Source organism: Massilibacteroides vaginae (assembly GCF_900178525.1).
Taxonomy (GTDB): domain Bacteria; phylum Bacteroidota; class Bacteroidia; order Bacteroidales; family Tannerellaceae; genus Massilibacteroides; species Massilibacteroides vaginae.
Map to the genome: position 1 here is coordinate 353,849 of NZ_FXDJ01000007.1, position 15,552 is coordinate 369,400.

Sequence of the window (15,552 nt, forward strand, 5' to 3'; positions counted from 1 at the left end):
CAGTGATATATGAAAACATTAAATAAATATATATTAGTCGTAGTATCAGCCTTGATGCTGAATAGTTGTGTCGATATGGACACATTCCCAGAGGGCGACATCATTACCTCTGATCAAAAAGGAGACGTAGTCGCTAACGACCCAAGCAAAGCAGAAGCTGGTGTTACTGCTATTTTTGCCCAATTCAGTTCGTATATGACTGCGATTCCGGCAAGCTCCCGGCATAATGACTTTGGTTATCCGGCGATTATGCTTTTCACAGAATCCAACGGAATCGACTACTTAAGTAGCGACAACGGATACAACTGGACAGGAAACAGCCTCGACTTCAGTGACCGCAACTTTGCAGGAAATGAATCAAAAATTGTATGGAACACTTTATATCAAATGATATATGTAACAAACAACGTAATTGGTAGTATTGATCCTGCAACAGAAGACCCAACAGCTCAATTTTATTTAGGACAAGCTCTTGCTGCCCGCGCGTTCGACTATTGGGTGCTTGCACAACTTTATCAATTTAACTACACAGACCATAAGTCTGCTCTTTGTGTACCTCTCATCACAGAAGAAAACGCACAAACAGCACCGGTTGATGGTGTTAAGCGTTCAACAGTTGAAGAGGTTTACACACAAATCACATCAGACATCAATCAGGCTGTTGAGTTATTAACTAACGCGGAACAAGCCGGTAAAAAACGTAGAGATAAACGTTACATCAACTTAAGCGTTGCTTATGGTCTTCGTGCTCGTATTAATTTAACCATGGAGAAATGGGCAGAAGCGGCAAGTGATGCTAAGCAGGCTATTAGTTTATCAGGAGCAACACCTTACAGTATTAGCCAAGTTTCTGTTCCAACCATGTCTGATTCAAATGATGCTTCTTGGTTATGGGGTATTATTATTGCAGAAACAGACCGTGTTGTTACTTCCGGTATTGTAAACTGGCCTTCACATAATGGTTCTTTAAGCTACGGATACGCTAACTTTAGTGGTAGTCATCAGATTAATAAAAAGCTATGGAATTCTATTCCTGAATCAGACGTACGAAAAGGATGGTGGTTAGACACAGATACACTTTCTAAAAACCTGGACGAAGACTATCAGGCATTCGTTGAAGAAAATGGTTATGCACCTTATACGCATGTTAAATTTGCACCCTATAATAATGAAGTTGGAACTTCAACCAATGCAAATGATATTCCTCTTATGCGTGTAGAAGAAATGTACCTGATCCAGGCTGAAGCTGAGGCAATGAGTGGAACCGGCAATGGAAAGACCACTTTAGAAAACTTCGTGAAAACTTATCGTGATCCGGAATATGTTTGTACAGCATCATCACCGGCCGAAATTCAGGAAGAAGTTCACCGCCAACGCCGTATTGAACTTTGGGGAGAAGGATTAGCTTGGTTTGATATTATGCGTCTGAAGAAATCCATTGATCGTCGTGGTGCAGGTTATCCTGATGCAACAATGGTTTTCAACATCCCGGCAAAATCTGATATTATGCTATGGAGAGTTCCGGAAATAGAGATTAATGCAAATCCGTTATTAAGTCCTTCAGACAATAATCCATCTGCACCATTCCCTACTCCTGTTGCTGATATTGATTGATAGGTAATTCATAAACCTCATACAACCCCAGGGTTATTCTTCTCCTTTACAGCGAAGAGCAACTCCGGGGTTTTTCTTTTTAATGAAGTGATCCTTTAAACTTAACATCAACCCCGGGGTCATTCTTCGCTTTTAAGGCGATGGAGCGGCCTTGGGGTTTTACTTTTCCGGTGATGAGTTCGGGGATATTGTAGGATTTCATGAAACGGTGGTAATAGTCGGGGTCTTTCTGTGGTAGAAGGAAAGGTTTTCCGGCTTGTCCGTTTTCATTGATGTAGGCGAAATAAGGGCGGGTATACAGACCGTCTATGCGGCGACTGCTGAATACGATCCAACGGCTGTTGCTACTCCAGGAATGATAGCTTTCCACATCGTTACTGTTTACTTCGTTCATTGCGCGGGTGGTACCGTTTTTTAAATTGATCAGGTATAAGTCGGCGTCTTTATGCCAGATAGAAAAATTACCGTACCCGGAAAGGGTATAAAGTAAATGGTTCCCGTCCGGAGATACGCGTGGGAAAGACGCACTTCGTCCGTCAGTACCGGCATTGTAAAGCGTATCGACCGTAGAGCCAAACGTTCGATTGTCCGGATCAAAGGATACGGAGCAAAGGCTATATTTTATCTGCTTGAATTCGGTTACGGGATAAGGTTCTGCAGAACAGAAAAACAAGGTTTTGCCGTCAGGTGAAAACGTAGGAAACGTTTCCCAGCGTTCTTTAGCGAAAAGCACAGGTGAAGTAACGATTTCATGCGTTTCCGTATCATAGACTACTACATCCGATTCTTCATCAAACACCTCTACCCTATTCCGGTCGTTCAAATGAAAAGCTTGTTTTGTGGCGTTCACAGAGAAGGCAACGTAACGCCCACCCGGATGCCAGGAAGGGTAAACTAAACTTGAAATCGTTTGATCCGTTTTCGTATTCAGTTTCTCTATTTTGTCTCCGTCTATCAGGATCGTGCCGGGATAAGTTTCACGCATGTGGAAAAGCATTTTATCCGGATTTTGCATACAGAACGAATGGCAGTTCATACAGTTGTCACCGGTCATTTTATTCTCCATAATAGGTGTCTGCGTATGACTTTCCAGGTCTCGCTGATAAATGCCCATCTGATTCCAGAGTTCATAACCCGGCTCAATCAAACGGTAAGCAATATAAGGATCAATCGGTTCATCTGCCACATACATAGCAAAAGGGGCATAGATTTTCCATCCATTTTTCTCGTTCTCATAAACAGTTACATCGATCTTCTTTCCGGCGGATTTTTCTAATAAAGCGCGCCATTTCTTTTTAGGAATAGTTATCTTTCCGTTTGTACCACCAACTATAAGTTCCGCTTCTCCGGATTTGAAAAGTACCCGTAGTTTCTGTTTGCTATCGACCAGTTTAAAGTTGAGCGGAGCAATATTGCGAGGAATCGTAACATCCATATAGTCGGGAAACACAGCTGGCAAGGACTCTACTTTCACACCTTCGGGCAACGAATTTGTACAAGCAGTCAGTATAATAAAAAGAAAGAAAATGACAGTTCTCATAATCAGTTATTTAAACATAAAATAAAACCAATAGGTATTTCCATAATCACGCGCCATCAGTTGCGGCAAAGCCTGGTTGTTCTTATTCGCAAGGATTGATTTGCGGTACTGCCCAAAGCGGTCGATCACAGCTTGTCCAACCCTATACTTAGCCCATTCTTCGGGCATCTTTTCCGAGAGGATAATAACCGCTTCCTGAAATCCGTTTGGCAAAACCGGCAATACGTCAGTGCCGTAATACGTTTCCAACAAAGTCTTAAAGCCTTCCAGATCCTTTGCCAACAGGAGCAGACCGCCCAGGTATTCGATCGGATTCCGATTGGCAGGATAATGTTCAGCCAAATTAATCAAATCCCGATCTAAACCATTTGTATTGGAAAGGTAACTATCCACAAGCAGTCCACGTCGTTTTTCTCCCAGTAAATGATCCTCCTCTACCGCCGCATCGTTATATAAAAACCGACGTTGTTCACGGGCCCATTTCTTATAATAAGCGGTTTGCTCTAATAAATCAATATATTTGCCGGCAACTTTGTATTCGCCATAAATAATATTCGTTTCAACAAGACGTTTCAACATACGCGGATTTCCGCTTCCCAACACGCTGACAGATGCTTCAAAAGCCATCTCTTGTGCCAGGGCGACATTACCAATCGAATAATAAACGTCACTTAATAATACTGAAATAGAAAAAGTCTTATTCCATTTAAGCAACAAGCCGTCAACCCCTCGCTGATCGTAAAGAAACATCCGCTCGGCCAATTGGCCTTTCTCGGCAAGCGCCAAGTTCAGGTAGCAAATATACAGGTAGTTGGTCATGCTTCCCCGGGATTCGTTTATCACTTCATCCCATTGTCCGGTACGAGAAAAATAATCTAATTTTTTCACATGCTGTGCTTTCTCATCACCATATTCCCGTAAACCCCAACCTGCAAAAAGCAATACGAAAACAAACGGCAGAGTAAGTTCAGCGAGTTTAAAAAACAACTTCTTTTCTTTTACGGGCTTTAGCCATAATGCGACAGCATACAATAAGATCAACAGGATATACGAAAAGTAAATCAGACTCTTTGGTTGCAATCGGGTATGGTAAAACATATCCGGCAGAAAGATCAACTTATACTCTCCAATCAAAGCAAACCGCACACTCATCTCGCCCAAAATCCCTGCCAATAACACAAGCAGAAGCGACCAATACCGAAGAGGTTTTCCGGTTCCGAATTCATATAAGACCATCAACAGTGCGTATAAGACAAATACCGAGCCGCAGCACCAGAAAAGACAGGATACAACCACCAGGTTATATGCAAACCGGAAACGGTCATTTTTAATAACCAAACCTCCCCATGCAGCGATCAGCATCAATAGAAAAGCAACGGTTCCCGCCGGTTTATAATTAAAATCGAAATGAAGAAAAAACAGGCTTAACGCCGGTATACAAGCCAGTAGCAACCAGCTATATCCCGAATTGATCTGACGTAAAAGGGCATTTATCAGTAAAGCAACAAGTGCGATCAACGCGGTGGTTATCGCAGCACCTGCATAGGGAAACATATAAAACTGAATCAGAAACTCCCCCACCATATTCGCCAATCCACCCGGAACAGCCAGGTGAGGCATGATATAATCAAGAGAAGACCGAAACATAAAGTTTTGCTCGATAAAAAAGAAATGATAACGATACTCTTGCTGCAGGAAAACAAAAAGAGCGATCACTAACAAAGAAAACAAAGCCCATACAATATATTTCCTCTTTTCTTTCATTGGTTTTTCTTTAGTATAAAATGTTTATCTACACAAGCCGGAAGTTCTTCCGGGTAATGTGTTACAAAAATAAGCGTTTTTCCGGGCTGCGCACAATATTGCTCTATAATACTCACCACTTGTTGCTTACGCGAAGCGTCCAGTCCATGCAGCGGCTCATCGAGCACTAACAGATCCGGATTTTTCACAAAAGCACGTGCCAGCAACACAAGTCGCTGCTCACCGGAAGACAGGGATAAGAACAGGCAGTCGCTCAAATGAGCTATCCGGAATACTTCCATCCATTGTAACGCAACGGCAGACTGTTCATTCGTACACTTGCGGAAAAGTCCCACCGAATCGAAAAAACCGGAGCCTACCACCTGCAAAGCCGGCACATTCTCATTATAATATAAGTGCATTTCGGGCGAAACATAGCCGATTCTTCGCTTAATATCCCAAATACTCTCCCCCGAGCCACGTTTTTTGTCAAACAGGTAAAATGTATTGGCATACGACTGTGGATTATCCGCGCAAACCAAACTCAGCAGGGTGGATTTACCCGCACCATTTACGCCGGACAACGACCACTTTTCGCCGTTTCCGATTTCCCAATTCAGTTCACTTAATATTGTGCGACTGCCATAGCGGATCGAAACATTTTCCATCCGAAGCGTCACTTCGTGATCGGCAGTTTCGTTTATACAGGCCGGGAAAGACCGCAACCCCTCCCCATTGGGAAATAAACGTTCCCTCAATTCACCGTTCGTCAGGAAATCTTCACGACCCACTGACGGAAAACAATTTCTGTCTTTCAGCGGCAGCACATGCGTAATAAAATCCGGCAAATCTTTCGGATCAGACAAAAGCAAAATCACTTGAGTCTGCCTCAGCGCAACCACATCTTTCAACAATTCTGTCAATAAAGAGCGTGACGACACGTCCAGTCCGATATAAGGATTATCCAGTATCAGCAAATCGGGCAATGTTAGCAAAGCCCGTATAACCAACAATTTACGCAACTCTCCACTTGAAAGATAAATAAGCCGTTTTTCCAGCTGCTCCTCAAAACCAAAATAGGCAAGCAATCGCCTTATATCGTTCGATATAGCATCCTTCCCTCCTATCAAATCCGCCACAATCGCGCTTTCTTCCGCTTCAGAAGAATGCCATCTTTGCTGATAAAAAGCATTACGCGTATCGGTAAGCGAATAAATATCTTTAAAAGCAATACATTTAACCGACGTTTCACCCCCATTTTTTCCCGGAAGTTCAATATGCCCGCTCTTCAAGGCATGCTTTCTTTGCAGAAAATCAGCCATCAACGTCTTTCCGGCACCATTCGGACCAACAACAGCCCATTGCTCTCCCGACCGAATCATCCAACTCACCGGATGTTTGAAACTCAACTCCGGCAAACGAGGCACAATCTCACTTAAATTTACAATCAGACCTTGTTCATCCATAAATATCACTTAAATAGAACAAAGTTAACAGATTATTCGGATCAGCGGATTTCCCCCGTTGATAATCCTTCTCCCCGTCATCTCGACCCTCCCCTCCCTGTCATCTCGATCCTTCTCTCTTTGTCATCTCGACCGGAGTGGAGAGATCTCTGCATGGGGCTTCGTTTAATAATAGTCAGACGGGATGAGATCCTTCGACAGGCTCAGGATGACAATGTGTTGGGATGAGATGTTTCGGCAGGCTCAGGATGACATGCAAAACAAGATGATTTTTTGTGCCTTTTTTTACATTACTATATAAAAAAAAGATATCCTTTATTTTTGAAAAGATATCCTTTATTTTTCGAAAAATAACCTTTATGTTTTTCGACGGATACATACCGCTGATTATCAACAACATACAAACACCGCTAAAAAACGAAAAAACAAGCCTTTTTTTCAGCTCAAAATGAAGATAAAACAGCGGTTTTCTACCGGAAATTTCACTTTATTTTCAATTTCTGCTTAAAAGCATATTTTACTAAATATTCACCTACCATAACCTAATATCTGTTAATTTTCATATATTTAAAAAAGTGACATTTAGACACATTTACAGCCTTTTATTGCAAGTTAGAAAGGACTAAAACTATCCTTGTGTTGTTTTATATATATTTTAAATTATATTTGTCAATTCAAGACTCGACAAAACATGAGTTTTAATCATCTTAATATTACAAATTGACTAAATACTGTTATTTTATCACTATACTTTTTTTTTAAATTATGTTACAATATGTCACACTATAAAAACGCCTGTTTATGAAAATGAGAATTATTTTTTTATTTGTTTGTCTTTTCACTAATATACTTTTAATTAGTAGCCAAACAGTAACAGTTAAAGGAGTGGTTATATCCAAAGAGGATAATGAACCAATCATCGGAGCCACAGTTCTGGTCAAAGGAACATTGACAGGAACTACAACAGATAATGACGGAATGTTTTCACTTAACGTTCCGAATAATGAGAAAACTTTAGTTATTTCATACATTGGCATGGTAACCAGGGAGGTAGCGGTAGCGCCAAACTTACAAATCATACTTAATTCTGACACGCAGGCTTTGGATGAGGTTGTAGTCGTAGCCTACGGGCAGCAGCGCAAAGAGGCTATTACCGGTGCGGTGGCTAACATCAAAGCCGAATCGTTCGAAAGACGCCCTATTGCTTCGGCAACGGCGGCATTAGAGGGGCAGGCTCTTGGTGTACAGGTTAACAACGCTTACGGAGAACCGGGTAATGAATCTTCGATTCGTATTCGCGGTTTTAACTCAATCAACGGCAGCAATTCCCCGCTATTCGTGGTCAACGGAGTGCCGATGGGAGGCAACATTGGGGATATTAATCCGGTTGATATTGAATCGATTACTGTATTAAAAGACGCTTCTTCTTCCGCACTCTATGGCAATAAGGCTGCTAACGGAGTAATTCTTATCACAACGAAAAGCGGCAGGTTGGGCGAAGAAAGTGTGCAGATTCAGGCCTCTGTCAACCAAGGGATATATCAGCGCGGAATAAAAGAGTACAAACGATTGTCGCCATCGCAATACATGGAGGCTTACTGGCAAGGCAGACGGAACGCAATCTACACCGAAGGTCTTGCAAAAGGGAAGTACAATAGCTACGACGAAGCCAATGGCGATGTTCTTGAAGCGGTAATCGACGGAATTGGCGAAGATTATAACATATTCAACAAACCCTGGAACGAGTTGTTTGACGCAAAAGGAAAGCTTTCTGCCGGCACGCAGGTACTGGGAGGATATGCCGATGATCTGGACTGGTATGAAGGTTTAGAAAGGAACGGGCAGCGCGGACAATACAACTTAAGTGCTCGTGGTGGTTCAAAAAAAGCCCTCTATTATATGTCATTAGGTTATCTGAATGAGGAAGGATTTCTGAAATATTCGAGTGGTGAGCGAATTACGGGTAACTTAAAATTAGACGTTACCCCAACGAACTGGCTTAAAACGGGATTAGCCATCAACGCGTCCAGTCAGGAGTATAACAAAATGACCGGATCGGCAACAGACAACTCATCGTCTTTCATTAATCCGTTCTATTTTTCACGTAATATCGCCCCTATCTATCCCGTGCATTTGCACAATCCGGAAACAGGAGAATACATCCTCGATGGTAATGGTAATAAAAAATATGACGGAGGTACAAACAGAAAGCAAAGCGGCAACCGCCATATCTTGTGGGAAACTGAATTAAATAAAGACAAAACCTTCAGAAACACAACCGACGGAATTGCTTATGCCGACATTATGTTACCTCAGAACATAACCTTTTCGCTTAAGGGAAACCTGAACAGTCGAAACACATCAAACAAGACATATAACAATTCAGAGATTGGGGATGGTGCCGGCAAAGGACGCATGAAGCAAGTAGAATACCGTTACAGAAACTATCTTATTCAGGAATTGGTGAACTGGAAGCAAACTTTTAATCAACTCCACCATGTTGACGTATTGCTTGGACACGAAAATTATAATTACAAATATCAATATACGTATCTATACAAAACGGATGAGAAATTTGCCAACATCATGGAGTTAAGCAATTTTACAACCATGACTTCAATGGATGGTTATCAGAATGGCTATAAAACAGAAGGCTATTTCGGTAGGGCGGCTTACAATTACGACGATACTTATTTTGCGGAAGTTTCAATCAGACGTGATGGTTCTTCCCGGTTTTACAAAAAGAATAGATGGGGAAACTTTTGGTCGGTAGGAGGAAGCTGGGTGCTTTCTAACGAAAAGTTTATCCAAAAGGCCAACTGGATTAATTACCTGAAATTACGCGCCGCGTACGGAATGGTAGGTCAGGACTCAGGTGTTGGGTATTATGGTTGGATGGCACTTTACGCATCTACACAAAACGGAGGAAATGGAGCCTATTATAAAAGTCAGAATGAAGCTAAAGATATTAGTTGGGAAAAAGCAAAATCGCTGAGTGTAGCGGTAGAAGGTAATTTTTTCAAAAGATTGAATGTTAATCTGGAATATTTTGAAAAAACTTCCGAAGATTTGCTTTTTGATGTTTCATTGCCTTCGTCGATCGGCTCTTTGGGAACCGGAAAAGATCACACAGGAAGACCAACTATTACTAAAAACTTTGGTTCTGTATCGAATACCGGAGTGGAAATAGGGATGGATGTTGATGTTATACGCAACAAAGACTGGAAATGGAACATCGGTGCTAATCTAAACTTAATAAAAAACAAAGTATTAAAACTGCCTGAAGAGTATGGGGAAGACGGATATATTTCCGGAACGAAGAAATACATGAAAGGACATAGCATTTATGATTTCTGGCTATATCAATTTGAAGGAGTAGACCTAAGCAACGGGCGCTCGCTCTATCAGCTGAATGACCTGGACTACTATATCCCGGATGCGGATTATAAAGGTATTGGTGCTAAACAGGCCGACGATACCAGAACAGAATTAACCGGTGATTACACCATTATAGATGGAAAAGCATACGTATATAATACGACTTACAGTAAAAAGGATTGGAGCGGCAGCGCGATTCCGGATGTATACGGCTCTTTTACAACGTCGGTCAGATTTAAAGATTTTCAACTATCAGGTTTGTTTACCTTCCAGGTGGGAGGAAAAATGTTAGATTATTCCTATCAGGGATTAATGGCAATCGGAGCAACTCCATCCGCGCTACATGCCGATTTGTTGAAATCGTGGGTTCCGGAACAAGCCTCTACAGGAATAGATCGCAACGGAATTCCGGCATTAAACACTTCGCATAGCTCGTACAGTAATGCTACTTCAAGCCGCTTCCTGATCAGTTCGGATTATTTCAACGTTAAAAATATAACATTAAGCTATAGTATACCCAAAGTAATTTTAAGCAGATTCGGATTAAAGTCTCTTGTGCTTTCAACGAGTGTTGAGAATCTTGTAATGTTGAACAAACTTCAAGGTTTAAATCCACAGCAATCCTGGAACGGAATAAATGACAACGGCTATGTGCCTGCCCGTGTGTTTACTTTTGGTGCAAATATTAACTTCTAAAAAACAAGAAAATGAAAACTACAATAAAATTAGTAATACTGATGGCGTTAACTCCTTTTCTGTTTTCTGCCTGTGCGGACGACTATCTGAATACTATCCCAACAGCGTCTACTTCAACCGAAACGGTTTTTCAGGATACAAAAGCCGCGAAAATGGCTGTAAACGGTATGGCCAGATTAATGGTTAACCAATACAATGGTTTCAGTCAGGTTTTCTGCGGAGAAGGAACGATTAAGTTTATTTGCGGAGAGTATATGGGTGAAAACTTTTCAAGACCTAATATGTCCAGTGGATCGTATGACCTGATGAACGGTTCATTGTTGGATCGCAACACAAGCAATTACATCAAATTTCCATGGAGCTACTATTATATGCTTATCGGAAACGCGAACATGATAATAGCCAATATCGACAACGCGGCAGGTGAAGAGTCTGAACGTAAATTCATCAAAGCGCAGGCACTAAGTTACAGAGCCTATTGTTACGCTCAGCTTGTTCAGTTTTATTGCTATCGCTGGGCAGACAGTAATGGAGGAACATCGGTAACCAACCTTCAGGATGGATTAATATATCGTACGGAAGAAAACATGGATGTGAAAGACATCGCTTTAGTATCTTCCGGTGAGATATACAAATTAATTTACGCTGATCTGGATCAGGCAATCAATCTGTTTTCCGAAAGCGGAATAAAACGTAATGACGTTTGGGAACCAAACATTAATGTGGCATTTGCTATTTACGCGCGTGCGGCAATCACCAAACAAGATTATAGTAAAGCAAGGGATATGGCAAACAAAGCTCGTGCCGGTTATCCGCTAATGAATAATGCGGAATACACATCCGGTTTCAGCAAAGACAACGAGGAATGGATATGGGGAAGTTATGGAGGAGACGAACAAACACTGCACTTCTACGGATTTCATTCATACATGGCCTACGATGCTAACACAAGTGTTGTTAGAAGTTATCCGGTATGTATGAGCAAAACATTATACGAAAGAATTCCTTCTACAGATATCAGGAAGAATATGTTTCTTGATCCGGGAGACAACAGCTACAGTCAGACCGTAGGGACCGTGAATAAGGAGTTTGCGGAAATTGTTCGCAGCGAGCATCCTACTATGTTAAAATCTCATCAGGTAGCGGCCTATCATAGTTTTAAGTTTAGCATTGGTGGTTCTATCGGGGTAGGTTATATTAATCATTTCCGTTCTTCCGAAATGCTGTTGATCGAAGCAGAAGCAAGTTATTTCAGCGGAGATGAAGCCGAAGCACAAAAGTTATTAAACCAACTTACCCGGGACAGCAAACGGGATGAAGCCTATAATTGCACAGCCACCGGAGAAGATCTGCTAAAAGAAATTAAATTCTATCGTGCCGTAGAATTGTGGGGAGAAGGCTTTGACTGGCTCGACAAGAAGAGATATAATGAACCGATTGTTCGTCTTTCATTCAAGGATGGAGGTAATTTCGGTTCTTCTACCGCGGTTAAACGTGAGGTCGATTATAAAAACAAATGGACTTACGTTACACCTCTTGTAGAAAGTGAAAACAACAACGAGTTATAATTAATTCACAGAACAAGAAAATGTCCTAAAAGCACCAGATAAACAAGGTGCTTTTAGGACATTTTTCTTTCGTTAAGAAGCAAAAGCGGGTTGTTTTACTTCAACTCTTTAATTCGTATATTCCTAAACTTAACCGGAGAACCATGTCCGAGGAAACCGATATGGCCTTTTTTGTTGAAAAGACCGGGATGCTCTTTCTTATCGGCAGTACCGTTTTTCACAGCATCACGGATATTTCCATCAAGGATCACATGTCCGTTCAGGGTAATTTTAATATTATCGCCATTTGCTACCACTTCCTGATAGTTCCATTCGCCAACAGGTTTCAAGTGACCACGTTCGGCAGGGATAATTCCGTAAACAGAACCGTGATATTGATAAATAGCAAGGTCTTTATATACCGGATGCTCACTGTCTAATATCTGAAGTTCCATACCTACATAAGCAGCATCTCCCTCCATCGGTGTACGGATACCTAATCCATTATTTGCAGCCGGTGTCAACTGAAACTCAAAACGGAAAATGAAATTTCCATATTCGTCTTTGGTATACAGGTTACCGCCGAAACTTTTGCTCGGTATCATAGATATCGTACCGTTTTCCAGCGTATAATCTACTGTATTCCCTGTCCAGGAATGCATATTTGTTCCATCAAACAGCACCTTGTATCCTTCTTTCTTTTCTTCAGCAGAAAGTTGGAAAGTTTCCGGACGTTCGAGTTCTTTCACATAAATATTACGGTAATAAACCTTGCTTCCGTGTGCTTGCAATTCGATTTGCTCAACCGGGAAGATAGGCAACTTACGATCCCAGAAGTTTTCCAGAATAATATCGTCGGTTACTAATTCGCCATTCAGGATAACTGTAACACGATCGCCCACCATCTTAATGTACATCGTATTCCATTCGCCTAACTTATTATCAGCAACTTTCAGCGGCTTACTTAAATGCACCTGATTGTTGTATAATCCACCGGAACCAACCTGAGCACCAACGTTTACACGTGCGGTATCCCACATTTGTACCTGAGGAGTTCCACGTAGGTAAATACCGGCATCAGCTTCCGGTCCGGCCGGATCAAGCATCCAGTCTACATACATTTCAAAATCTCCGTATTGTTTTTCAGTACACAAGTTATCGTAACCGGTTCCATCGAATAATAAAAGACCGTTTTCTACTTTCCAATCATTACGCATTTGTTCATCTGCCTTCACCTGAGCTTTTTCAAGTTGAGCAGGTTTCATCTTAGCACGAGCAATCGGATTCTGAACTAAACCTTTCCAACCGGTCAGGTCTTTTCCATTAAATAATGAAACAAACCCAACACCTGCCGGCATTTCAGACAAATGTTTGCGGATAGCTTCCTTTTGATAACCTGCATCCGGATTGTCGAGTACATTAATAACTTTGTTTAATAAGGTCCGGACATTGTCGCCCATATAGTCTTTATTGCCAAGAGCTATGGTCATCACAGCATTAGCTGCTGTTTGTTGCACAGGCTTGTTATCCAAATATTCACCGGCAAATAATAAGCCAAGGAAAGTACCCGTACGTCCTACTTGTCTCAGGATATTATTTTTCTGCTCATCTGTTTTAGCAATCTCCATGGCTTTAGTCAAACCGATCAAACGGTTTTCACCGGACATTGCCGGGTTAGAAACCAAGGAAACATAGGCTTTTAATGCTCTATCAAAATAAGCAGAAGAAGAGGGTTCGTTACAAATCGCGAATAGTTCATCAGCAACTTCTTTGCCTTTCCAGGCAAGCAGCGCATCAAAGGCAGCGTCTTTAGCTTCGCCTCGTCCATTCTTGAATCCATTAACAATAGTGTTCAGTCCTTCCTGATCACCTATTGAAGCCAATACTTTATAATAAAGGTGTTTTTTGCTTTCACCGGCTTGTGTCATACGTGCATTAACAATCGACATCTGTTCCGCTGAAGACTTTCCTTTTAATGTAGCAACAACCGCCTGTTGCAATGGCGAAACCACTGAAGCATCCGAAGATTCCAACATGCCACACACCAATACACGATCTCTGTCTGCCACAACATCTTTCAAGGCCGCATAAGCAGCTGCTTTTACTTCCGGAGAAGTTGATTTTGTTTGTTCCAGAACCGTATTCATGTTTGAGGTAGCTTTCCGTAAAGCCAATACTTCAACTCCGGCCACTTTTCCAGCATCACCGGCAGAAGTAATTACAGAAGCAACAGCAGGTGCAACATTTCCTTTAAATGCGATCAAAGCATCCTGACCAAGCAACACCACTTGCTTATCGTTATCCTTCAATAAGTTTGCTAAAGAAGGTATTACACTTTCATCACCGATTTTAACCAATGCCCATACCGCTGCTTGTTTTACAGCAAAATCATTATCATTTACCTGATTCAGTATAAGCTGGCGAACAGGCATATCGAATCTTATTTCAAGATTCTTGATTACATCATGCTTTTGAGGACATTTACTTTCACGACCGATCCAGTTCAGCACATCAACCTTAACGTCTGATTTTGCCTTAGGAACAATCTTCATAATTTCCACATAATCCTTTTGCTCAGCGTAATCAGAGGCAAAGTCAAGAGCCGCGTTGCGATATTCTTTACAAGGATCTTTTAGCGCCGTCAACACCAATTTAGTGGCGTCGTCTTTCTTTACAGCCAGTAGAATTTGCAATGCTGCAATACGGGTATGCGTAGCTTTCGCTTTAGTCGCGTCTTTCAGTAAAATGGTAGCTGCTTTTTCAGCCGTTTTGGCATCTGTTGTAGCAACACGTTTGATTAATTGGATATAGGCCTCGTTGGCTCCGGTATTCTCCATTCTGAAATCAACCGCTTTTGCAGCAGCTCCTACTTCATTGAGTGAAGCAACTGTTCCAATACGACTTATCGCATAAAAAGCCGCACGTTTCAGATTCTCGTCGGGTGCAGAAAGGAAGGGTCTTACTAAATCGATCATTCCCGTCATTTGAGCATCACCAATTGCCATAACAGCATCACGTTGTGTCACCGGTGTTCCCATACGACGCATTAATGCAGATTTTAATGCAGCTGCAGCATCAGGGGTATTGATTACCGCCAAAGCACGGGCAGCAGGACCACTTAAATCTTCCATATTCAGATAAGAAGACAATGCCTCTACCGCTTCATCTTTTCCGATCATTTGAAGTTGACGGATAATGAATGCTTTCGTTTCACGCTCCTCAACTATCTGAAGAGCTTTAATGTACGCTTTTGCTGTAGCAAATCGAGCACTTTCCTGCCCTTTTGCCATAACATAGTGCGACAAACCGCTTAGTGCATACTCTACTTGAGCATTATTCCCTTTTCCCGGTGCTTGTATCATATCCACAAGAGATTGTACTCCGGTTTCACCTGTTGACACTAATTCAGCGATCAACTTATTGTATTTCTGTTGTGTCTCAGCAGGCATTTGTGCTACTGCATCAGCAATAACAGTCTGCGTAGTTCGATTAGCCGGAAGTTGTGCCAGTAGCATCGTTCCACAAAGCAGAGTAGCTGAAACAGATAAATATATTTTTCTCATTCCGT

At 41.7% G+C, this 15,552-nt stretch carries 7 protein-coding genes; 3 read left to right on the forward strand and 4 right to left on the reverse strand.

All coding sequences use genetic code 11. The features are described 5' to 3' along the window. The first annotated feature begins 9 nt into the window (after positions 1-9). The gene (locus B9Y81_RS04475; RefSeq protein ID WP_085535795.1) at positions 10-1,614 is read left to right on the forward strand and encodes a RagB/SusD family nutrient uptake outer membrane protein; all 1,605 of its coding nucleotides are present in this window, start codon (positions 10-12) and stop codon (positions 1,612-1,614) included. 79 nt (positions 1,615-1,693) lie between these two features. On the opposite strand, the gene B9Y81_RS04480 is transcribed toward B9Y81_RS04475, so the two are convergent. Genes B9Y81_RS04480 through B9Y81_RS04490 form a run of 3 tightly spaced genes read right to left on the reverse strand, consistent with a single transcriptional unit; the run spans position 1,694 to position 6,363 of the window. After that, positions 1,694-3,154 (reverse strand): TolB family protein, encoded by a 1,461-nt coding sequence (locus tag B9Y81_RS04480; protein ID WP_085535796.1) that lies wholly within the window; start codon positions 3,152-3,154, stop codon positions 1,694-1,696. Positions 3,155-3,160: 6 nt separating this feature from the next. Further along, positions 3,161-4,918 carry a DUF6057 family protein gene (locus B9Y81_RS04485; protein WP_085535797.1) on the reverse strand — a complete coding sequence of 586 codons (1,758 nt, stop codon included), beginning with the start codon at positions 4,916-4,918 and terminating at the stop codon, positions 3,161-3,163. Beyond that, positions 4,915-6,363 carry an ATP-binding cassette domain-containing protein gene (locus B9Y81_RS04490; protein ID WP_085535798.1) on the reverse strand — a complete coding sequence of 483 codons (1,449 nt, stop codon included), beginning with the start codon at positions 6,361-6,363 and terminating at the stop codon, positions 4,915-4,917. Before B9Y81_RS04490 ends, B9Y81_RS04485 begins: the two co-directional genes overlap by 4 nt. Before the next feature lie 801 nt (positions 6,364-7,164). Between B9Y81_RS04490 and B9Y81_RS04500 the strand changes: the two genes are divergently transcribed. Both B9Y81_RS04500 and B9Y81_RS04505 read left to right on the forward strand, forming a co-directional pair. After that, positions 7,165-10,437 (forward strand): SusC/RagA family TonB-linked outer membrane protein, encoded by a 3,273-nt coding sequence (locus B9Y81_RS04500; protein WP_085535800.1) that lies wholly within the window; start codon positions 7,165-7,167, stop codon positions 10,435-10,437. 11 nt (positions 10,438-10,448) lie between these two features. Beyond that, positions 10,449-12,005 carry a RagB/SusD family nutrient uptake outer membrane protein gene (locus B9Y81_RS04505; RefSeq protein ID WP_085535801.1) on the forward strand — a complete coding sequence of 519 codons (1,557 nt, stop codon included), beginning with the start codon at positions 10,449-10,451 and terminating at the stop codon, positions 12,003-12,005. A gap of 95 nt (positions 12,006-12,100) precedes the next feature. Here B9Y81_RS04505 and B9Y81_RS04510 read toward each other — a convergent pair whose 3' ends face one another. Beyond that, positions 12,101-15,547: a DUF1080 domain-containing protein gene (locus tag B9Y81_RS04510; protein WP_085535802.1), complete on the reverse strand. Its 3,447-nt coding sequence runs from the start codon at positions 15,545-15,547 to the stop codon at positions 12,101-12,103. Between the last annotated feature and the right edge of the window lie 5 nt (positions 15,548-15,552).